General features: G+C 56.7%; 17 protein-coding genes and 1 pseudogene. 5 read left to right on the top strand and 13 right to left on the bottom strand.

The annotated features are described in order from the left end of the window. Window positions 1-8: 8 nt before the first annotated feature. Window positions 9-2,078, top strand: coding sequence for a glycine--tRNA ligase subunit beta (gene glyS, locus PW844_RS19900; RefSeq protein WP_299455551.1), 2,070 nt, complete (start codon window positions 9-11; stop codon window positions 2,076-2,078). A gap of 85 nt (window positions 2,079-2,163) precedes the next feature. Here the strand turns inward: glyS and selB are convergent, their stop codons facing one another. The 7 genes and pseudogenes from selB to fdnG all read right to left on the bottom strand — a co-directional run bounded on the left by selB (window position 2,164) and on the right by fdnG (window position 11,592). Next, window positions 2,164-4,008 carry a selenocysteine-specific translation elongation factor gene (selB, locus tag PW844_RS19895; RefSeq protein WP_299455549.1) on the bottom strand — a complete coding sequence of 615 codons (1,845 nt, stop codon included), beginning with the start codon at window positions 4,006-4,008 and terminating at the stop codon, window positions 2,164-2,166. Next, window positions 4,005-5,384: an L-seryl-tRNA(Sec) selenium transferase gene (gene selA / locus PW844_RS19890; protein WP_299455547.1), complete on the bottom strand. Its 1,380-nt coding sequence runs from the start codon at window positions 5,382-5,384 to the stop codon at window positions 4,005-4,007. Before selA ends, selB begins: the two co-directional genes overlap by 4 nt. Before the next feature lie 10 nt (window positions 5,385-5,394). Further along, window positions 5,395-6,006 carry a glutathione S-transferase gene (locus PW844_RS19885; RefSeq protein WP_299455545.1) on the bottom strand — a complete coding sequence of 204 codons (612 nt, stop codon included), beginning with the start codon at window positions 6,004-6,006 and terminating at the stop codon, window positions 5,395-5,397. A 50-nt stretch (window positions 6,007-6,056) separates the two neighbouring features. Then, window positions 6,057-6,986 carry a formate dehydrogenase accessory protein FdhE gene (gene fdhE / locus PW844_RS19880; RefSeq protein ID WP_299455543.1) on the bottom strand — a complete coding sequence of 310 codons (930 nt, stop codon included), beginning with the start codon at window positions 6,984-6,986 and terminating at the stop codon, window positions 6,057-6,059. Then, window positions 6,986-7,627, bottom strand: a complete 642-nt coding sequence (gene fdoI, locus PW844_RS19875; RefSeq protein ID WP_299455803.1) for a formate dehydrogenase cytochrome b556 subunit — start codon at window positions 7,625-7,627, stop codon at window positions 6,986-6,988. Before fdoI ends, fdhE begins: the two co-directional genes overlap by 1 nt. Beyond that, a pseudogene (fdxH, locus tag PW844_RS19870) lies at window positions 7,627-8,533 on the bottom strand (formate dehydrogenase subunit beta). Before fdxH ends, fdoI begins: the two are co-directional and overlap by 1 nt. Before the next feature lie 11 nt (window positions 8,534-8,544). Continuing rightward, window positions 8,545-11,592 (bottom strand): formate dehydrogenase-N subunit alpha, encoded by a 3,048-nt coding sequence (fdnG, locus tag PW844_RS19865; RefSeq protein WP_299455541.1) that lies wholly within the window; start codon window positions 11,590-11,592, stop codon window positions 8,545-8,547. Window positions 11,593-11,733: 141 nt separating this feature from the next. Here fdnG and fdhD point away from each other — a divergent pair, with 141 nt between their 5' ends. Beyond that, entirely contained in the window at window positions 11,734-12,558 is an 825-nt protein-coding gene (gene fdhD / locus PW844_RS19860; RefSeq protein WP_299455539.1) for a formate dehydrogenase accessory sulfurtransferase FdhD, read from the top strand. Here the strand turns inward: fdhD and PW844_RS19855 are convergent. Continuing rightward, window positions 12,555-13,331 carry a DeoR/GlpR family DNA-binding transcription regulator gene (locus tag PW844_RS19855; RefSeq protein ID WP_299455537.1) on the bottom strand — a complete coding sequence of 259 codons (777 nt, stop codon included), beginning with the start codon at window positions 13,329-13,331 and terminating at the stop codon, window positions 12,555-12,557. The two genes, fdhD and PW844_RS19855, sit on opposite strands and share 4 nt — an antisense overlap. Window positions 13,332-13,505: 174 nt before the next feature. On the opposite strand from PW844_RS19855, the gene PW844_RS19850 reads away from it, so the two are divergent. From PW844_RS19850 to PW844_RS19840, 3 genes are all read left to right on the top strand, one after another. Further along, window positions 13,506-14,846: an aspartate aminotransferase family protein gene (locus tag PW844_RS19850; protein WP_299455535.1), complete on the top strand. Its 1,341-nt coding sequence runs from the start codon at window positions 13,506-13,508 to the stop codon at window positions 14,844-14,846. 180 nt (window positions 14,847-15,026) lie between these two features. After that, window positions 15,027-15,644, top strand: a complete 618-nt coding sequence (gene sodA, locus PW844_RS19845) for a superoxide dismutase [Mn] (RefSeq protein ID WP_299455533.1) — start codon at window positions 15,027-15,029, stop codon at window positions 15,642-15,644. Window positions 15,645-15,828: 184 nt separating this feature from the next. Then, window positions 15,829-16,797 (top strand): VirK/YbjX family protein, encoded by a 969-nt coding sequence (locus PW844_RS19840; RefSeq protein WP_299455531.1) that lies wholly within the window; start codon window positions 15,829-15,831, stop codon window positions 16,795-16,797. 6 nt (window positions 16,798-16,803) lie between these two features. Here the strand turns inward: PW844_RS19840 and PW844_RS19835 are convergent, their stop codons facing one another. The 5 genes from PW844_RS19835 to PW844_RS19815 all read right to left on the bottom strand — a co-directional run bounded on the left by PW844_RS19835 (window position 16,804) and on the right by PW844_RS19815 (window position 22,162). Continuing rightward, window positions 16,804-17,166, bottom strand: a complete 363-nt coding sequence (locus tag PW844_RS19835; protein WP_299455529.1) for a YibL family ribosome-associated protein — start codon at window positions 17,164-17,166, stop codon at window positions 16,804-16,806. 82 nt (window positions 17,167-17,248) lie between these two features. After that, on the bottom strand, window positions 17,249-17,794 hold the full coding sequence (mtlR, locus tag PW844_RS19830; RefSeq protein ID WP_299455527.1) for a mannitol operon repressor MtlR: 546 nt from the start codon (window positions 17,792-17,794) through the stop codon (window positions 17,249-17,251). Window positions 17,795-17,826: 32 nt separating this feature from the next. Further along, window positions 17,827-18,975 carry a mannitol-1-phosphate 5-dehydrogenase gene (gene mtlD, locus PW844_RS19825; protein WP_299455525.1) on the bottom strand — a complete coding sequence of 383 codons (1,149 nt, stop codon included), beginning with the start codon at window positions 18,973-18,975 and terminating at the stop codon, window positions 17,827-17,829. Window positions 18,976-19,067: 92 nt separating this feature from the next. Beyond that, window positions 19,068-21,002, bottom strand: a complete 1,935-nt coding sequence (locus tag PW844_RS19820; RefSeq protein WP_299455523.1) for a PTS mannitol transporter subunit IICBA — start codon at window positions 21,000-21,002, stop codon at window positions 19,068-19,070. 443 nt (window positions 21,003-21,445) lie between these two features. Continuing rightward, window positions 21,446-22,162 (bottom strand): DUF3053 domain-containing protein, encoded by a 717-nt coding sequence (locus PW844_RS19815; protein ID WP_299455521.1) that lies wholly within the window; start codon window positions 22,160-22,162, stop codon window positions 21,446-21,448. Between the last annotated feature and the right edge of the window lie 48 nt (window positions 22,163-22,210).

Genomic DNA, 22,210 nt, shown 5'->3' with positions numbered 1-22,210 from the left:
AGGCAGCCATGACCGATAAAACTTTCCTGGTGGAAATTGGCACCGAAGAGTTGCCTCCGAAAGCGCTGCGCAGCCTGGCGGAATCCTTTGCTGCGCATGTGACTGCTGAACTGGATGCTGCTGGCCTGGCGCACGGTGAAGTCAGCTGGTTTGCGGCTCCGCGTCGTCTGGCACTGAAAGTGGCCCAGCTGGCGGCGGCACAACCGGATCGCGAAGTTGAAAAACGTGGCCCGGCGATTGCGGCGGCTTTTGATGCTGACGGCAATGCCACCAAAGCGGCAGAAGGCTGGGCAAAGGGCAACGGTATCACCGTCGATCAGGCGGAACGTCTGAACACCGATAAAGGCGAATGGCTGGTGTATCGCGCCCAGGTGAAAGGCGAAAGCGCTCAGGCGCTGCTGCCTGCCATGGTAGCGACTGCACTGAGCAAGCTGCCGATCCCGAAACTGATGCGCTGGGGTGCCAGCGACGTGCAATTTGTGCGTCCGGTACACACCGTGACACTGCTGCTGGGTGCGGAGCTGATTCCGGCTACCATCCTTGGCATTCAGTCTGACCGCGTGATCCGTGGGCATCGCTTTATGGGCGAGCCGGAAATCACCCTCGACAATGCCGATCAATACCCGCAGCTGCTGCTGGAACGTGGCAAGGTGATGGCGGACTACGAAGCGCGCAAAGCACAGATCAAAGCGGATGCGGAAAAAGCGGCGCTGCAGCTGGGTGGCAATGCTGACCTGAGCGATAGCCTGCTGGAAGAAGTCACCTCGCTGGTGGAATGGCCGGTAGTGCTGACCGCCACCTTCGAAGAGAAATTCCTCGCGGTTCCGGCTGAAGCGCTGGTATATACCATGAAAGGTGACCAGAAATACTTCCCGGTTTACGCTGACGACGGCAAACTGCTGCCGAACTTCATCTTTGTTGCCAACATCGAATCCAGCGATCCGCAGCAGATCATCTCCGGTAACGAGAAGGTGGTCCGTCCGCGTCTGGCTGATGCTGAATTCTTCTTTAACACCGACCGTAAAAAGCGTCTGGAAGATCATCTGCCGCGTCTGGAAACGGTGCTGTTCCAGAAAGAGCTGGGTACGCTGCGTGATAAAACCGACCGCATTCAGGCGCTGGCTGGCTGGATCGCCGCGCAGATCGGTGCCGATGTGAACCATGCAACCCGTGCTGGCCTGCTGTCCAAATGCGACCTGATGACCAACATGGTGTTTGAATTTACCGACACCCAGGGTGTGATGGGCATGCACTACGCGCGCCATGATGGCGAAGCGGAAGATGTCGCCGTGGCGCTGAACGAGCAGTATCAGCCGCGTTTTGCCGGTGATGATCTGCCGTCTAACCCGGTTGCCTGCGCCGTGGCGATTGCCGACAAAATGGATACCCTCGCGGGCATCTTCGGGATTGGTCAGCATCCGAAAGGCGATAAAGACCCGTTCGCGCTGCGCCGTGCTGCGCTGGGCGTGCTGCGTATTATCGTCGAGAAGAACCTGCCGCTCGATCTGCAAACCCTGACGGAAGAAGCGGTGCGCCTCTACGGCAGCAAACTGAGCAATGCTAAGGTCGTGGATGATGTGATCGACTTTATGCTGGGCCGTTTCCGTACCTGGTATCAGGAAGAAGGCCATAGTGTAGACACCATTCAGGCGGTACTGGCTCGTCGCCCGACCCGTCCGGCAGATTTCGATGCGCGTATGAAAGCGGTTTCGCACTTCCGTACTCTGGAAGCGGCGGCAACGCTGGCGGCTGCCAACAAACGTGTTTCTAACATCCTGGCGAAATCAACCGAAACGCTGAACGACAGCGTGCAGGCTTCGCTGCTGAAAGAGAACGAAGAGATCAAGCTGGCGACCTTCGTCACGGCGCTCAGCAGTAAACTGCAACCGTACTTCGCAGAAGGCCGCTATCAGGATGCGTTGATCGAACTGGCGCAGCTGCGCGAAGCGGTCGATAACTTCTTCGATAAAGTGATGGTGAACGCGGATGACCAGGCAGTGCGGATTAACCGTCTGACACTGCTGGCCCAGCTGCGCGAGCTGTTCCTGCAAGTAGCGGATATTTCGCTGTTGCAGTAAGGCGCACCAGTCGGTAATTGAAAGGGACGAGAAATCGTCCCTTTTTTATGCGATCTTCACGCCGCTACAAAGTTGTGCATATCAGTTACGTATTAAACAACCGCGCATCACGCAGCAGATGTTCATTACCACGGCGGCGGGTAAAACCGCTGCGGTCAAAAAACTCCAGAATTTGCACCGCCACTTTACGCCCGGTGCCAAGCTGGTTGCGGAAATCAGCCGCCGAAGTGCTGCCGCCGTGAGCGGCACGCTGGCGAATGAGATCGGCGAAGATCTGCACCTGCGAAGTGAGGTAGTAGCGATCGCGTACGATCGCGGTGACGTGGCCGAGGCGCGCCGCCGTCAGCAACAGGGTGCGAATCTCCTGTTCATCCTGCTGGAGGCTGGTGGCAATATCGCGTACCCAGAGCGGCTGGTCCGTGAACAGCGGGCCAACCTGTTGCCACAACGCTTCTTCCTGCGGGTTAAAACGGGGTTCGAAATGGAGTTGGTGCAGCCAGCCGTTGCGTTGCTGAATCAGTCCCTGTGCCAGCGTCTGATCAATCAGCGCCAGCACCAGTTCTGCCGGGGCATGCGGGAGGGCGATACGACGCAGGCGGTCGTGGCCGATACCCGGTTGCTCGGGATGCTGCTGATGAAAATGGGCCAGCGCGTCGAGTAGCGCTTGCTGCCAGCGGCTGGCCTGATCCGGGTCCATTAATGCCTGATTTAAGCGCACCGGCGCGATGGCGGTCAGCAGGATCTCCATTGCCGCTGGCGTGAGCTGATGCGCCCAGGAAAATTCACTGTAGTCAGCAGGCTGATGTGCAAGGTGGGCACGCAGACTGTCTTCATCATCCTCCGCCAGCGCCAGCTGTTGCAGCCAGGCCAGATAGTCAGGATGCCGCTTGCCGCGCTTTTTGCTGTTCAGGAGAACCACCCGACCGCCCCCCAGCGTTTGCTGTGTATTACTGTCGCGGATGATCAGGCGGTCATTATCTGCCAACCATAGTGGGCTAGTCAGTACCAGCTCGGCGAGCTGGTCGCTGAGTGGGGTTATGCGTCCGGTAACATGGCTGGCGGCATGATGAAGATGCACCGGATGTGAAGCGCTATGCAGCGGCTGTAACAGCGATAACGCCACGGTGAGTCGCGTACTGCCGTGATCCTGTTGCTGGCTCAGCAGCCAGTCACCACGGCTGATCTGCGCCTTTTCCACCTCACCAGCAATATTCAGTGCAATGCGTTGCCCGGCCTGCGCATGGGGGACGGACTGATTCTGCGCATGCAGGGCGCGCACGCGTACCGGCTGATTGACTCCGGTCAGCCACAGGGTATCACCGATGCTGACTTCTCCCGCCAGCGCGGTACCGGTGACCACCAGGCCAGTCCCTTTCAGGGTAAAGGCGCGGTCAATGGCAAGGCGAAAACGCTGCCGGGGTATAAAGGGCGGTTCTGGCAGCGCGATCAGATGCTGGCGCAATGCGTCAATGCCCTGCCGGGTCGTGCTGCTGGTGACAAACTGCGCCGCATCTGGCCAGCCCAGTTGCTGCGTTAACTGCGCCACCTGTTGCTGCACTTCTTCAATACGGGCCGCGTCTGCGCGATCCGCTTTGGTCAGCGCGACGCTGAGTGGTGGCTGCCCGGCCAGGCTGAGCAGCTGCAAATGTTCACGGGTTTGCGGCATCACGCCATCGTCGCAGGCCACCACCAGTAGCGCGTGATGAATACCGCCAATCCCCGCCAGCATGTTGGCGAGAAACTTTTCATGGCCCGGAACATCAATAAAACCGATCACCCGGCCATCAGGCTGTGGCCAGTAGGCGTAACCCAGGTCGATGGTCATGCCACGCCGTTGTTCTTCTGGCAGACGATCGGCATTGATGCCGGTCAGTGCCTGGAGCAGTGCGGTTTTGCCATGATCGACATGTCCGGCGGTGGCGATAATCATGGTACTAAGGCTCTGATAAAGGCCGATTCGTCGCTGAGGCAGCGCAGGTCAAGCCACAGTTTGCCATCCTGCAGGCGACCAATCACCGGTTGTGGCAGGGTGCGCCAGCGCTGTGCCAGCGCATTCAGGGTGCCACCCTGACCATCGCGCGGGCTAAAGGTGATGGCAAAGCTGGGCAAACGCTCCACTGGTAGCGATCCACTACCGATTTGTGACGAACAAGGGGCGATTGCCAGCGAAAAATCATGACCAAAGGCATTTTCCAGCGCGGGTATCAGCCGTTCGGCCTGTTGCAGGATGTCATCTGCGGGTCGGGTCAACAGCTGCAACGTCGGCAGCTTTTCACGCAGCTTTTCCGGGTGACGGTAAAGCTGCAGCGTGGCCTCCAGTGCCGCCAGCGTCATTTTATCCACGCGCAACGCGCGTTTGAGAGGATGCTGTTGCAACCGGGCAATCAATGCTTTTTTACCGACAATTATCCCGGCCTGTGGCCCACCCAGCAGTTTATCGCCGGAAAAACTCACCAGGCTGACACCAGCGGCAATCAGCTGCTGTGGCATCGGTTCGGCTGGCAGGTCGTAAGCGGTCATGTCGATCAGCGATCCGCTGCCGAGATCGGTGATCACCGGCAATTGATGTTCTGCGCCGAGCGCCACCAGATCCGCCTCGGTCACCGCATGGGTGAAACCCTGGATCTGATAGTTACTGGTGTGAACTTTCATTAACAAGCCACTATCGTCGGTGATTGCGGCGCGATAATCTTTCAGATGGGTACGGTTAGTGGTGCCGACTTCCACCAGACGGCATCCGGCCTGGCGCATCACGTCAGGAATGCGGAATGCGCCCCCAATTTCCACCAGTTCACCACGCGAGACCACCACTTCACGCCCGGCAGCAAGAGCGGAGAGCATCAGCAGTACCGCCGCCGCGTTGTTGTTGACGATGCAGGCATCTTCCGCGCCGGTCAGTTCGCACAGCAGGGCCGCAACGGCACGATCGCGATGGCCGCGAGCGGCATCATCCAGCGCGTATTCCAGCGTCACCGGCTGGCGTAGGCAGTGCGTGACGGCATTGATCGCGGCCTCGCTCAATTGGGCGCGGCCCAGATTGGTGTGTAATACGGTTCCGGTCAGATTGAACACCGGACGCAACGCGCTCTGGCGCTGCTGCCGGGATCGGCGCAATGCTTCATCCGGCCAGTTAGCATGCCAGTCGGGCAAAGCCTGATACTGCTGGATGTGTTCGCGGGCTTCCTGTTGCATGGCGCGTAGCTGACGTGTGGCAAAAGCCGTACCTGCATCATCAATCAACGCCTGCAACGCAGGATCGCGCAGCAGACTATCAATAGCAGGCAGCTGGCTAAACAATGTTTTCATCGGGCAACTTTTAGCTGGTAGGCGGGACGGTGCGGGCAAAACTTTCCCGCTGGAACAGGTTCTCCGCCAGTTTGATTAATGCCGGGCGATTCACACACCAGTTTGGCACCACGCGGCGGAAGTTGAGGTAACCAATCATGCAACCGGTAGCGATATCTGCCAGATTGAGGGTGTCGCTATGTAGCAGCTCGCGCTGGGCGGCAGCGGTTTCCAGCGCATCAAGGCCGCGCAGGATTTTTTCCCGATTGCGCAGCAGTACCTCTTCGGATTGCTGGTCTCCCGGGCGCATTTTTTCACGCACAATCACCAGCGCGGCATCGCTGATGCCATCGGCCAGTTTTTCCAGCTGGCGGATTTGCAATGCACGCAGGGGATCTTTGGGCAGCAATGCCGGCGCTTCACCTCGCAGTTCGATAGCTTCGGCGATCAGCGAAGAATCAAACCAGGTCAGATGGTTGTCATCCACCAGCGCCGGGACTTTGCCCAGCGGATTGTAATGCGGTACATGGCTATCGGCATTCCACGGTGATTCATTGACGAATTCAAAGACGATGCCTTTTTCCAGCAGGATCACCGAAATTTTCCGGACAAAAGGACTGGTGTAGCTGCCTATCAGTTTCATCGAACGCCTCCGTGGTTGTCGCGGCACGCAGAAAGAGTAATGGCGAAGGCTTACCCTTCGCCTGGAAACAGAAACGGATTCAGGCTACTGCGCGCAAAACCTTCCTGCTCCATACGCGCATCCAGCACCAGAGAAGCGAGGTCATCGGCCACCGGTTCTACGGCGGGGTCCTTCTCCTGATAAAACATCTTCAGGTAAGTCCCACAATCGCCACAACTTTCGGCTTTGACCGCTGCCATCTCGCTATCCAGCGACCAGTAATGCAAATCCCTTGTCTGTTCGCAATTAGAACATTTACTGCGTACCACATACCATTCGCTTTCGCACAGATTGCAATGCAGATAACGTAATCCCTGCTGTCCGACATCCATATGCACCACGCTGGCCACCGGCACGCTGGCACATACCGGGCAGAACTGACGATGCTCGCCATATTCGGCACGGGCTTTGCCCGGGATTAGCGCCGCCATCTGTGCCCAGTAAATGGACAATGCCGCCCAGATAAACGGCGACTTGTCGTTACTGACCTGCGCAAAATTGCCTTCCAGCAACGCGGTAGCGAGGGTTTCCAGCTCGGTCGCGGAGGCTTTCTCCAGATTTTCCAGCACTGCCAGCGCCTGGCCACTCATTTCCGGTTTCAGCTCAGCGATGAGCGAATGCAGCAGCCGCTGCCAGTGGGCATCGCGTGGGTAGGTGTGAATATCCAGCGGCGGGATACCCTGCTCGGCGCATTGCTCCAGCCGCGCGCGTAAATCGATCTGCAACGGATGGTCGTACAGCACAATTTCCTGCGCCTGGGCGATTACGGCGGCAAAGCGCAGATAATCGCCGAGCGGATTTTTCGCGGCCAGATCGCGCAAACGGGCTGCCCGACGGCTATATAAATTTTTCAGCCGGGGGAAAAGTAACGGCGGAATTTTATCCGCCGTGTTCTTATCGCTTTTCTCCAGCTGGTCCTGCGGGATAATGCGAATACTCATCAGGGGCGTTTTTCCTGTTGTGTTTGGCGTTGGCGCTGCTCGCGATACCAGCGTGGGTGATGTTTCTTCGCCCACGCGGCAGGGACCCAGCCTTCAACCATCGCGGTGATGGTGCCTTTGACCCACAGGGCGGCGTAAATATGCACCATAATCACGATAATCAGCGCCACGGCTGAGACCGAATGCACCACCAGCGCGGCGCGAATCAGCGGAATGGAGAAGGCTCCGGCGAAGTACGGTCGCCAAATCACAATTCCACTCGCCAGCAGCATGACTAAGCTGATGATAGCAGCCCAGAACACACACTTCTGCCCGAAGTTGTATTTGCCGGTATCGCCGACCTCCTCATTACGCGCGATTTTATGAATATTTTTCGCCCATATCAGGTCGTCACGGTTGATCAGGTTATGCCGCCAGTAACGCAAGAACATAATGAGAAAGGCAGTAAACATAATCACGCCAACAAAAGGATGCAGAATCCGCGCCAGTTGTGGTGTGCCCAACACGTGCATCAGCCAGTTGAACGACGGGAAAAAGAAACCCAGCCCACTCAGGGCAGCAAAGACAAAGCAAAACGCCACAATCCAGTGATTGATGCGTTCGGGTGCGCTGTAGCGCACCAGGCGATCGCGCTTTTTCATCATTTGCGCTCCTCTTTATCGTCATCGTCATGCAGGTTGTCGTCTTCGTCGTCCACCCGGTTCGGTCCGATGCCGACGCAGTGGAACACCGCCGCCGCGAAGGTGGCGGCAAAACCGACCGCCGCCAGCGGTTTCCAGATGCCTTTCCAGAAGGTGACAGCGGGGCTGATGCTCGGGTTTTCCGGCAAGCCGTGATACAGCTGCGGTTTGTTGGCGTGGTGCAGCACATACATCACGTGTGTACCGCCCACCCCGGCGGGATCGTACAAACCGGCATGGTCGTAACCGCGTGTTTTCAGCTCCTCCACACGTTCCCCGGCGAGGGTTTGCATATCGGCTTTGGCTCCGAAATGAATCGCCCCGGTTGGGCAGGTTTTCACGCAGGCCGGTTCCTGGCCGACGGTGACACGATCGACGCATAGCGTGCATTTATACACGCGGTTGTCGTTCTTTATTGAGACGCGGCACGTCGAACGGACAACCGGCGATGCAGTAACCACAGCCGATGCACTGCTCGGACTGAAAATCGACAATGCCGTTGGCGTACTGAATGATCGCCCCTTCCGAAGGACAGGCTTTCAGGCAGCCAGGATCGGCGCAATGCATGCAGCCATCCTTGCGGATCAGCCACTCCAGTTTGCCGTTTTCCTCGACTTCGGAAAACCGCATCACCGTCCAGGATTTGGCGGTCAAATCTGCCGGGTTGTCGTACACCCCGACGTTATGACCGATCTCATCACGGATGTCGTTCCACTCCGAGCAGGCCACCTGGCAGGCTTTGCAGCCGATGCAGGTGGTGACGTCAATCAGCTTCGCCACCTCCTGCTGATGGTTGCGCGCCTGCGGCGGTGGCGTGACGCCGTTGGTGGCGGAGCGGCGGATAATGTCTTGCGATTGATAAGCCATATTCGTTCTCCTTACACCTTCTCGACGTTAACGAGGAATGCCTTAAATTCCGGCGTTTGCGTATTGGCGTCGCCGACAAACGGCGTCAGGGTATTGGCGATAAAACCTTTCTTCGCTACGCCCTGATAACCCCAGTGAATCGGAATGCCGATGGTATCCACAGTTTTGCCATCCACCTGCAACGGACGCAGACGTTTGGTGACCACCGCTTTGGCTTTGATATAGCCGCGATTCGAGCTGACCTTCACCATGTCGCCCTGAGCAATGCCCAGCTTGTTCGCCAGCACTTCGCCAATCTCCACAAACTGTTCCGGCTGTGCGATGGCGTTGAGCCGTGCGTGTTTGGTCCAGAAGTGGAAATGCTCGGTGAGACGATAGGTGGTGCCGACATACGGGAACTGTTCGGCTTTGCCCATCGCCGCCAGATCGTCCTTAAACACGCGCGCCGCCGGGTTCGATACCACGTTGGGGTGCAGCGGGTTGGTGCCGATCGGCGTTTCAAACGGTTCGTAATGTTCCGGGAACGGACCTTCCGCCATTTTGTCGAGTGCGAACAGATGGCCCATACCATCGGGTTGCATGATGAACGGACCGACATTGCTGCCAGGTGCGGCGGCGCTGTAGTCCGGGATATCCATACCGGCCCACTTGCTGCCATCCCACTTCAGCAACTGACGTTTGGCATCCCACGGATTGCCCTGCGGATCGGCGGAAGCGCGGTTATACAGGATGCGGCGATTGAGCGGCCATGCCCAGCTCCAGTTCAGTGTGTTGCCGAGGCCGGACGGATCGGCGTTGTCGCGCCGCGCCATCTGGTTGCCCTCCGGCGTCCAGCTACCGGCGAAAATCCAGCAGCCGCTGCTGGTGCTGCCGTCATCTTTCAGATGGGCAAAGGTACTGAGCTGCTGACCTTTTTTCACCAGCAGGGTGCCTTTGTCATCGACGATATCCGCCAGAGCTTTGCCGTTGCTCTCCATCGCCACCTCTTCCGACGCCGGGTTATCTGGCGTCAGGTAGTTCCAGGTCATGTTCAGCACCGGCTCCGGTGCAACACCGCCCTGGTGGGCATACATCTCACGCAGTCGCAGGTAGATGCCCGCCAGAATTTCGCCATCGTTGCGCGATTCACCCGGACCGTCCTGACCTTTCCAGTGCCACTGCAACCAGCGGCCGGAGTTCACGATCGAGCCGTTCTCCTCGGCAAAGCAGGTGGAGGGCAGGCGGAACACCTCGGTCTGAATCTGCGTCGGATCGACGTCGTTAAATTCGCCGTGATTCTGCCAGAAGGTCGAGGTTTCGGTGTTGAGCGGGTCGATGGTGACGAGGAACTTCAGCTTCGACAGCGAAGCAATCACTTTGCGCTTGTTCGGGAACGAGGCCACCGGGTTGAAGCCCTGGCACAGATAACCGTTCACTTTCCCCTGTGCCATCATTTCGAAGTATTGCAGCACGTCGTAGCCTTTGTCCCACTTCGGCAACCAGTCAAAGCCCCAGCTGTTCTCTGCCTGCGCTTTGTCGCCAAAGAAGGCTTTCATCATGCTTACGAAGAATTTCGGGTAGTTGCTCCAGTAGTTCACCTGGCCCGGCAGCGCAGCTTTCGGCGTGTTGGCGGTGAGATAGGTTTGCAGATCGGTCTGCTTCTCAGAAGGCAGCGTCATATAACCCGGCAGGCTTTGCGACAGCAGGCCGAGGTCGGTCAGCCCCTGGATATTGGAGTGACCACGCAGCGCATTGACGCCACCGCCTGCCATCCCCATATTGCCGAGCAGCAGCTGAATCATCGCCATGGTGCGGATGTTCTGCGCGCCGATGGAGTGCTGGGTCCAGCCGAGGGCATACAGGAAGGAAGTGGTGCGATCTTTTGCGCTGGTCTCGCCAATCAGCTCGCAGACATGCAGGAAATCGGCCTTCGGCGTGCCGCAGATGCGCTCGACAATCTCTGGCGTGTAGCGGCTGACATGCTGTTTCAGCAGGTTCCAGACGCAGCGCGGATGGCTCAGGCTGTCGTCGCGTTTGGCGAAGCCATCATCGCCCAGCTCGTAGTTCCAGCTGGTTTTGTCGTATTTACGGTTTTCAGTGTCGTAGCCGCTGAATAACCCTGCTTCGAAGGTAAAATCTTCGCGCACGATCAGGCTGGCATTGGTGTACGCCTGCACATATTCATGCTGGATTTTGTCGTTTTCCATCAGCCAGCGCAGCACACCCGACAGGAAAGCAATGTCGGAGCCGGAGCGAATGGGCGTATAGAAATCCGCCACCGATGCGGTGCGCGTAAAGCGCGGATCGATGACAATCAGTTTGGCTTTGTTGAAGATTTTGGCTTCCATCGCCCAGCGGAAACCGACGGGATGCGCTTCAGCCGCATTACCGCCCATCACCACGATCAGGTTGGCATTACGGATGTCGACCCAGTGGTTGGTCATCGCACCGCGACCAAATGTTGGAGCAAGACTTGCTACCGTTGGTCCGTGTCAGACGCGTGCCTGGTTGTCGACCGCCAGCATACCGAGCGATCGGGTCATTTTCTGGGTGAGATAGCCGGTTTCATTGCTGGACGCCGAGGCGCACAACATGCCGGTGGTGAGCCAGCGGTTAACTGTCACGCCAGCGGCGTTTTGCGCCTCAAAATGGGCGTCACGGTCCGCTTTCATCAGCTTCGCAATGCGATCAAACGCATCGTCCCAGCTGATACGCTGCCATTTATCCGAGCCTGGCGCGCGATATTCCGGGTAGTGCAGGCGGCTGTCGCTATGGACGAAATCCAGCAGGCCAGCGCCTTTCGGGCATAAGGCTCCGCGGCTGACCGGATGATCCGGGTCCCCTTCAATATGGAAGAGGGTTTCTTTGGCGTTTCTCGCGCCATCGCCGAGGCTGTACATTAACAGGCCACAGCCGACTGAGCAGTAAGTGCAGGTATTACGGGTTTCGCGGGCGCGCAACAACTTGTATTGCCGCGTTTCCGCCAGCGCTACCTCTGGCGTAAAGCCGAGGAGTGCTGCCGTTGTCCCTGCCATACCGCCCGCGCAGATTTTGAAGAATTTTCTTCTGCTGACGTTCATGGATAATCCTTGATTCGACATTACTACATTTTATTTTTGCGGAGCGCTGGTTAGCGGTTCAAAATGACCCAACTAAGACTGCGAGTATAGCGGCTAAATATTACCACTGCTTTTGTAAGGTTGTTGTGCGAGGCGAAGAAAGTGACACAGAAAGATCAGAAAAGTCCCAGCAATGTGAGTGAGATCGCAGGTGCGAGCCAGGCGCAGGTGTGGCAGCGGCGCGACATCACCCATGCGGAGCCGGACTGGCTGGCGCAGGAAGTTCCGGTGGCGCTGGTCTACAACGGTATTTCCCATGTGGTGATGATGGCGACCCCCAGCGATCTTGAAGCCTTTGCGCTCGGTTTTTCGCTGTCGGAAGGGATTATCGATACGCCGCAGGAAATTTTCGGTCTTGATGTGGTGCCGGGCTGCAATGGCATCGAAGTACAAATCGAGCTATCCAGCCGTCGCTTTATGGCGCTGAAAGAACAGCGTCGCGCGATGGCAGGGCGCACTGGTTGCGGCGTCTGTGGTGTCGAGCAGCTGGATCAGATCGGCAAACCGATCACCCCCTTACCCTTTACCCAGACCTTTTCCCTCGACCATCTGGATGCCGGGTTAGCGCGGCTGCGTGATTTCCAGCCGGTGGGCGAACTGACCGGCTGCACCCACGCGGCGGCATGGATGTCACCCACGGGTGAACTGCGCGGTGGCTGTGAAGATGTGGGTCGCCATGTGGCGCTGGATAAACTGCTGGGCTATCGCAGCAAAGCCGACTGGCAGCAGGGCGCGGTGCTGGTGTCCAGCCGCGCCAGCTATGAGATGGTGCAGAAGTCAGCGATGTGTGGGGTCGAGATTCTGTTTGCGGTGTCGGCAGCGACTCAGCTGGCAGTGGATGTGGCACAGCGCAGCAACTTAACGCTGGTTGGCTTCAGCAAGCCAGGCCGCGCCACCATCTATACCCACCCGCAGCGGCTGCGTTAAACCACCTGAACCTGCGGCAGCACTTGTTGCAGGGCATTGAGCGCGCCAGGTTTGCCCTGGCCCGCATCACAAATCAGCAAATCCACCTCGGCAATCGCTGCGTATTGAGTGCGGCTGACGACGCCAAGTTTGCTGTGATCTGCCAGCAGGATGGTGTGACTGGCCTGCTGAACCATGGCGCGCGCTATCGCCGCTTCGTGCGGATGGAAGCTGGTGGCTCCCTGTCTGGACTCAATTCCCACCGGAGACAGCAGCGCTACGTCGGCACGATAACGATAAATCTCGCCCACCGTCATTTCGCCGCGCGTCTGCTGTGCACCGGCAGACATCATGCCGCCCAGCAAAATCACCTGATTATTCAGCGTTTCATGTTCTTCGGCTGAACTCAGCGCCAGCGCCGCTTGCAGGCTGTTGGTGATGATGGTCAGCCCGGACATGGTGCGTAACTCTTCGGCCAGCAGGGTGGTGGTGGTGCCGGAATCGAGGAACAGCGTCTGGCCGGGTTGCAGATGCTGCACCGCCGCGATGGCAATGGCACGTTTCTCTTTGGCCTGGGCGCTGCGCCGTTCGCGCAGCGGTGCTTCTGGCTGGCTATCCACCGCCACCAGGCCGCCATGGACGCGGCGCGCCACCCCCTGCGCTTCCAGCTCGATAATGTCGCGCCGCGCGGTTTCCCGCGAAATACCCAGCTCTTTGATCACGCGCTCGGTACTGACCTGATGATGCGTGGTCAGCAGTGCGCGGATGCGATGTAAACGGGTTTCCTGCAACATGACATTTCCCTGTGGCGAGTTCAGCGTGGGCCTAAGATTACCTGAGCTTCATCGTTCCGTCATGTGTATTTGGTTGTATTTGTGTATTTGGTTGCATTTCTCGCCAAAACCGGCATGATATCTGTAAACGGTTATTACGCATGCACCCCTTTCACCTTCGCAACGGGAGTTACCATGGCTACACGTTCCACCATCATGGATACCAACAGTTTTCGTGCTGAACATGCCGACGGCCTGGATGCCGATACGCGCAAACTGACCGATAAACGCAGCAAAGTGCTGGGCGAGTCGTATCGCCTGTTCTACCGTAAGCCGGTACATCTGGTGCGCGGTGAAGGGCAGTATCTGTGGGATGCCGCAGGTAACAAATATCTCGATGTGTACAACAACGTGGCGAGCATCGGCCATTGCCATCCGGCAGTGATTGAGGCAGTGAATCAGCAAATGAAGATGCTGAACACCCATACCCGTTATCTGCACGAACGTATCCTGGATTACAGCGAAGAACTGCTGGCGACCACCCCGGATGCCATCGACCGTGCGATGTATATGTGTACCGGTTCGGAAGCCAATGACCTGGCGATTCGCATTGCGCGTTCGTTCAGCGGTGGCACCGGCATTATCGTTTCACAGGAGGCTTACCACGGCACCAGCGACCTCACTTCTGGCGCGTCACCGGCGCTGGGCACCGGCCAGCCGCTGGCGGCGACCACCCGTCTGGTGCCACCGCCAGATCACTATCGTGTCAATGCGCCTGATCTCGGCGAGTGGTTTGCCAACGAAATCCAGAAGCAAATCGACGACATGAAAGCGCACGGCATCAAGTTCGCCGGTTTCCTCGCTGACTCCATTTTCTCCTCTGACGGCGTGCTGCCAAACCCGCCGGGTTTCCTGCAGAAAGCAGTGGATGTGGTACACGCTAACGGCGGTATTTTTATCGCGGATGAAGTGCAGCCTGGCTTTGCCCGTACCGGTGATGCGTTCTGGGGCTTCGCCCGTCACGGCGTGGTGCCGGATGTGGTCACCACCGGTAAACCGATGGGCAACGGCATTCCGGTGTCTGGCCTGCTGGCAAAAAGTGATGTGCTGGCGGCATTCAGCGATGAAATTCCTTACTTCAACACCTTTGGTGGCAACCCGGTGGCGATGGCAGCCGCGCAGGCGGTACTGAAGGTGATCAAGGAAGAGGGTTTGCAGGAGCATAGCCGTATTGTCGGCGCGAAGTTGCAGGCCGAGCTGGCGAAGCTGATGGACCGTCATGAATCGATTGGTGACGTGCGCGGTGCGGGCCTGTTTATCGGTTTCGAACTGGTCAGCGATCGCAGCAGCAAAACGCCAGACAAGGCACTGGCACTGGATTTGATTGAGAAGCTGCGTGATCACCATGTGCTGACTTCCGTCGCAGGTCCGTACGGTAACGTACTGAAACTGCGTCCGCCGTTGGCGTTCCAGGAAGGCGATATCGACTGGCTGGTCGGGGCGCTGGATAAGTCGCTGACTGAGCTGGGCCGCTGATCTTCATTCCCCTGAGTGGTGCGATTTATCGCGCCACTATTGCCAGATTCTTCAAATCCTTATCTTTACTAAGGCATTGATAACCCTTTTCCGGATCATGAATTTAACTATAATGATCCAACTGCTTACGCGGCACGCCAGCGAGGTTGTGCTGCTCAAACACTAATGGAGAGGAAGAACATGAGTTATTCACTGCCATCCCTGCCTTACGCATACGACGCACTGGAACCGCATTTCGACAAGCAGACGATGGAAATCCATCACACCAAACACCACCAGACTTACGTCAACAACGCTAACGCCGCGCTGGAAGGCACAGAATTCGCCGATCTGCCGGTTGATGAGCTGATCACCAAACTGGATCAGCTGCCGGCTGACAAAAAAGGCCCACTGCGTAACAACGCGGGCGGCCATGCTAACCACAGCCTGTTCTGGAAAGGCCTGAAAACCGGCACTACCCTGCAGGGCGAACTGAAAGCCGCCATCGAAAAAGATTTCGGCAGCGTAGAAAAATTCCAGGAAGAGTTCGAGAAAGCGGCTGCGACCCGTTTCGGCTCTGGCTGGGCGTGGCTGGTGAAAAAAGGCGACAAACTGGCGGTAGTTTCTACTGCTAACCAGGACAACCCGCTGATGGGCGAAGCGATCGCTGGCGTTTCTGGCTTCCCGATCATTGGTCTGGATGTGTGGGAACACGCTTACTACCTGAAGTATCAGAACAAACGTCCTGACTACATCAAGGCGTTCTGGAACGTGGTTAACTGGGACGAAGCAGCAGCACGCTTCGCTTCTGCTAAGTAATTAGCACCTGAATACCGCAACCGGTGGCCATGGCCGCCGGTTTTTTTTAAACGAAATTTAAACCAATCTTCAACAAAACTGATATTCCCGCCAGTGATTGCAACGTGTCGAAACTTATTAACTCGTCGTTGATAATTTGGGGCATATACTTGCGCCAATTAGTCCTGCAAAAGCACAAATAATCATGTCTACGATAATTACTTCTGAGACGAATAATGATTCGTCAGCATCACTTTTTCTGCAATTAATAAGCGGAAAGTTTGTGCCAAATAAATTATGGCGTAGCAAAAATTTCCGTTTTAAATTTGCCTTAAGATCCCTTATTTATCCTGTTACAACCCATCGTTATCTGCATGAACTGGCGGCACTGCCGCAGTTGCCGCAAATGTTAACGGTGCAGGGGTTGCTACCCGCTAAGCTCCATCGTCCTTATCTGCGCGCGGGTTTTAGCGTGGCGCAGCGGGCGCAAGCCATTCTCGATCACTATCATCTGATGGCTGGCCTGGAAAACGCCGCCCTGCGCCAGATGCTGCAAAGCCCCGGTGACAATTTATTGGCGGGTTTTAAAGGCAAGAATGGCGAATCTTTCACGATTCACTGCTGCCCGGGGCGCTTCGACCGTGAAGGCGAAATTACGCTGGAATTGCATTTTGAAGAGAAGTTAATCGCGTCTCTGTCTTTCTCTATTTTTAATGAGAATCAACAACGCAGTTTATTAATTGGCGGTTTGCAGGGACCTCGCAAACATATTTCTAATGATGTGATTCGTGATGCGACCAAGGCGGCACACGGTTTATTCCCTAAACGTCTGCTGATGGAAGCGGTATTTATTCTCGCAGAACAATGCGGCGTTCAGGCCATCAGCGCAGTGGGGGATACCACCCACGTCTTCCGCAGCCTGCGTTATCGTCACAGCAAGGGCGATCACTTCTTTGCCAGCTACAGTGAATTCTGGCAGTCGTTAGGTGGTGAAGCACGGTCGGATGGGATATTTACGCTGCCGCTGCATATGCCGCGTAAGGCGCTGGAAGAGATTGCCAGCAAGAAACGTGCGGAGTATCGCCGTCGCTATGAACTGCTGGATAACCTGACGCAACAGGCATTGCTGGCATCAGGTGTGGAAGGGGTACGCGACGTGACTCACGCCGCGTAACCGCAATCAGAACGGCTGCTTCGCGTAGCCGGTCATGACTTTCAGCCCCATCTCACGTCCGAGTGCGGTCATCGGGTGCACCACCACCAGGCCGCGCACGCTTTTCTTCAGCGCACCCATATTGGCCTGTTCTTTTTTGGTGATCTCACGGCTGAATGGCAGTTTTTGCAGCTGCTGCGCTTCTTTGCTCAGCTTCTCAACACGGACACCGCGCAGGCGTTCAATCTCCACCACCAGTGCTTCTTTTTCTTTCAGCAGCGCACCGAGTTTCTCGGCATCACCTGATTCCAGCAGCTGTGGTTCTTTGCGGTTCAGGGCATCCAGCTGATCGCTAAGACGTTTGATCTCAGCTTTTTCTTGTTCTTTCATCGGGAAAACTCGTTAAGGAAAACAGGGAAAGGATACACCATAACGACACGGCTGTTGCGCGATTTATCGCGCGGTTAATACCTCAAACCGCAGGCTTCTTAAACGCCTGCTTATGGGAAATACGGGAAATCAGCTCGGTGAGAGACAACACCATGGTGGAGCGCACCATCTGCAAATAACGCTGCTGCTGCATGGCGCGCAGTTCTTCATCATCGCGCGTGAAATCGGGTTGGGGCGGCCAGGCGACGACGCAGTGCAGTTCGCGAAAAGGGCCGAGAATCTCGTCATCGGTAAAACGATACTCAAAGGTGTCGTGGTTTAACTCTTCGCGCAGTGCCAGCAGCAATTCACAATCTTCATATTCATGACGATTGATCACGCCGAGACCGTAAATCAGTTTCAGGCGGACTGACATCTCGCCGAGCGGACCATTGCCGAGCAGCAAGGGTTCGACGGCGTATTTCACGGCGTAATCATCCTTGCGGAAAACCTGCAAAACCAGCAGGTTAACCGCTTCAGTCAACAGCTCAACGGCGGCGATCAGAAAGCTTCTCACCGAACGACCGGCGTTCAGGCGCTCAAGCACCCGGTTTTCAAAAGCTTGCTTCTCTTCCATTATTGCCTGCATCGTTCAAATACCGCCGTGTTGCGTGGCGCGCATTATGCCATAGCGTTATAAGCACTCACCACTGAGGTGACGACTTCACTGTTGCTATCCAGCCCGGAAATTTGTGCCAGGGTTGCCTGCGGGCCTTTTTCCGCCAGCAGCGCTTCCAGCTCCTGGGCCTGCGGGTCCTGCGCGCTGCGGTAATGCATCGCGGCGGCAATGCCCTGCACCAGGTTGGCATGCGGCAGCTGATATTCCAGCGTGCCCAGCGTCGGTTTGATCAGGCGATCGCCCGCGCTGAGTTTACGCAGCGGCTGACGGCCCACGCGCTCAACGTCATCTTTCAGGTACGGGTTTTCAAAACGGCTGAGGATTTTCTGGATGTAGGCGGCGTGTTTATCCGCATCAAAGCCATAGCGCTTGATCAGCACCGCACCGCTTTCTTCCATCGCACCCTGCACCACGGCACGGATTTTCTGGTCAAGGATGGCATCGCGGATGGTGGCGTGACCGGCCAGCTGGCCGAGGTAGGCGGTAATCGCGTGGCCGGTGTTCAGGGTGAACAGCTTACGCTCGACAAACGCCATTAGGTTATCGGTCAGTTCCATACCCGGAATATTCGGCAGTTCGCCTTTGAACTGGGTTTTATCGACGATCCACTCGCTGAAGGTTTCTACCGTGACTTCCAGCGGGTCATTGCTGCCAGCTTCTGACGGCGGCACGATGCGGTCTACCGCGGAATCCACAAAGCCAACATGCTGTTCAACCCAGGCATGATACTGCTCCGGCAGCGCTTTCAGCACATGCTGTTTCAGTTGGCTGGTGCCGCGCACCATGTTTTCACAGGCAATAATATTCAGCGGACGGACATTACCGTTGTCGCGGCGGTAGGCCAGCCCTTTGGCGACACCACTGGCGATGCGCTCCAGAATTTGCGGACCAACCGCCGTGGTAACGATATCAACCTCAGCAATCAGCGTCACGATATCCTCGCTGGCGCTGCTCACCGCGCTCACACCTTTCACAATCTCGACTTTCGCCTGCTCGCCAACCACATGAACCGGATACTCATGACGGGCGTTAAGGGCATCGAGCACTACCTGATTGACGTCCGCGAATACCAGCTCGATACCGGCATCAGCCAACAGCTTACCGATAAAACCACGGCCAATGTTACCTGCTCCGAAATGTAACGCTTTCATAATTTGACCCATATCAAATGACGATGGGGCGGGCATGTCCGCCCCGGAACGTGGGGACGGGCATGCCCGCCCCAGGGAAAAGGAGTTATCTATCAGGCGGTGGTTTTGCTGCCAGACAGCAGATCCAGCACATCCTGTACGCTGGTGGTATTCGCCAGCTTCTCAATCACGCTTTCGTCGTCCAGCGCGTTGGTCAGGCTGGTGATCACCTGGATGTGTTCGTTATTGCGTGCTGCAATACCGATCACCAGGCGCGCCACTTCATCCGCTTCTTCGCCAAACTTCACGCCCGCCGGATACTGGCAGAATACCACGCCCGTTTTCAACACGCGGTCTTTGGCTTCCACCGTGCCGTGCGGTACTGCAATCGACTCACCGAGGTAGGTCGGGGTCAGTTTTTCACGCTCCAGCATGGCATCAACGTATTCCGGCTGCACGTAGCCGCCTTTCACCAGCTGCTCACCGGCAAAGCGAATTGCCTGCTCTTTATTGCTGGCGCTCAGGCCGAGGAACACGTTGTTGGCACCCAGTTTGAACAGATGCGCGCTGCCGTCGTCATAGCTGTCGGCGAGGGCGGTCTGCACAGTTTCGCGATGCGCTTCGCTGCGATTTGCCGCCACCAGACGTTCGGTCAGGTTGGTGTACAACGCGCTGTCGAGGAAATTGTTCAGCGAAATGTGCTGAGCCTGCGGTGCCTGGCGCATAGCACGCTCAGTCAGATCGCGGTGGGTAATCACCAGGTCCACATCACCCGGCAGGGCGTTGATGGCGCTGTTGGTCACCGAAATATTGCTCAGACCGGCATCCTGCACTTTCTTACGCAGCACGCCTGCACCCATGGCGCTGGAACCCATACCGGCATCGCAGGCCACAATAATTTTGCGTACGTGGTTCAGGTCAACGCTCATGGCATCACCGGCAACCGGTGCACCTGTCACGTTCTGGCCTTTGGACTGCGCTTTCATGTCCTGCATACGTTTGGTTGCCGCTTCGATGTCGTCGTCTTCTTTCACTTTGCTGGTTTTCAGCAGGATAGAAGAGATAACGAAGGAGACAGCAAACGCCGCGATGATGGCGGTGACGTTAGCGAAGTAAGCACCTTTAGGCGTCATTGCCAGCACGGCGAGGATTGAACCCGGAGAAGCCGGGGACACCAGGCCGCCGTGCAGCACGGTCAGGGTGAACACGCCAGTCATACCACCGAGGATCACCGCCAGCAGCAGGCGCGGTGCCATCAGCACGTACGGGAAGTAAATTTCGTGGATACCGCCGAGGAAGTGGATGATTGCTGCACCACCGGCTGATTGTTTGGCGCTACCGCGACCAAAAATCATATACGCCACCAGCACACCCATACCCGGACCCGGGTTGGCTTCAATCAGGAAGAAGATTGATTTGCCCACTTCACTCGCCTGCTGGATACCCAGCGGAGAGAAGATACCGTGGTTAATGGCGTTGTTGAGGAACAGGATTTTCGCCGGTTCAACAAAGATGGAGGTCAGCGGCAGCAGGTTGTTCTGCACCATCAGATTCACGCCTGCGGCGAGAATGTGGGACAGGCCTTCAACCAAAGGACCGATACCGATAAACGCCAGCAGCGCCAGCAGCATACCGATGATACCGGCGGAGAAGTTGTTAACCAGCATCTCGAAGCCGCTTTTGATCTTGCCATCAACGGCACGGTCAAAATGTTTGATCGCCCAGCCGCCCAGCGGACCGGCAATCATCGAGCCGAGGAACATTGGCATGTCGGCACCGACAATCACACCCATGGTGGTGATTGCGCCGACCACACCGCCACGGTCGCCACCCACCAGACGACCACCGGTGAAACCAATCAGCAATGGCAGCAGATAGGTGATCATCGGGCCGACGAGTTTCGCCAGCGTCGCGTTGGGGATCCAACCGGTTGGAATGAACAGTGCGGTGATGATACCCCAGGCGATAAACGCACCGATGTTAGGCATCACCATATTACTCAGAAAGCGACCAAAGCTTTGAACTTTGACCTTCACTGATGAGGACATAAACCCACCCCTTATTGAGACGCGCCGCAATAAGAGAGCGCGTTTGTTTTTGTTAAGACGTTACGGCGGGGGCCGTGGCATTACTGTATGCAGGCGGACTCTAGCACTAGTTTATGACGCTGCGTAGGGCATGGAATAAGTGTGATTTAGATCACGCTAATTTGGGGGGTGCAGGGTGCTATTTGGTGATATTGATCACAAAAAGGCAGTGTAAGAAAAGTACGATGTCGAATATTTAACCAAATCAGGGTGATAAATGTGACCCTAATCACTTTTTGGTGGGTGTGGTTTGTTTCATAAATGTGATGATGATCACAAACAATTTATGGTCGAAAATGCGCCAGATCACACAATGCCGGGGGTGGGGTAGAGCAGAAAAGGGGAATGTAAGGAAGTGACAAAAGTCTGAAAAGCGGGTAATCCATGATTACCCGCCTGACGTTTTACTGAAAACCGCTCTGCACGGCATTCTGTGCCTGGGTCAGCGCCTGGGCATTGCTGGAAAGGGTGGTCATCAGCGCGTTGTACTGTGTCGCCTGATCCTGGGTGGGGAACTGCACGCCGCCATTATTAAAGGTGACACGCGTACCCTGCGATTGCAGATAGTCACCGGTCTGGACTGCGGCCTGGCTCAGCGCCTGCAATTGCGGCAGCAGTGGCATCAGGGTGCTGGCGGGTTGCGTCACCACTTTGGTGAAGACGCTGTCATACACTTTTTTCAGGTCGTCCGGCTGTTTCAGGGCCGCGTGGCTGCTGTCAGCCTGCATTTTGGCGGCCTGAATCTGCTGGGTCAGCACACCCAGATTGCCGCTGGCCTGGCGCAGTGTGTCACGGCGCGTCAGGTAATCCTGGGGTACGCGAATCGCGGCCAGCTCATCAACGACCGGGCGCATGCCCTGTTCGACCGCCTGATTGACCTGCTGAGAGAAGCCATAAAGGATGGCGTAATCGCTGGCATAGTTACCGAAGGTTTGTTTCTGGTTTTCGCTCAGGCTGGGCAGATGCTCGCCGCTGCGCATCACGGTGTTCTGGAGAAAATCAGTAAAGGCTTTGCGTTGATCGCCTTCTTTGTCGCCGCAGGCGGTAAGTTGCAGCACGGCAAGCAACGTAATCATCAACATACCGCTACGCATCCAGATGCGGGAAATTCCTGACGCCATATTTCAACTCCTGTCAGTGATCATGGCTTATCCCCGCCACGCTTCTGT

Origin of the sequence: Pantoea sp. (genome assembly GCF_028283705.1) — a bacterium.
Classification (GTDB): Bacteria; Pseudomonadota; Gammaproteobacteria; order Enterobacterales; family Enterobacteriaceae; genus Pantoea.
The sequence above is the reverse complement of the archived record's forward strand: the minus strand, read 5'-3'. Positions and strand labels throughout refer to the sequence as shown.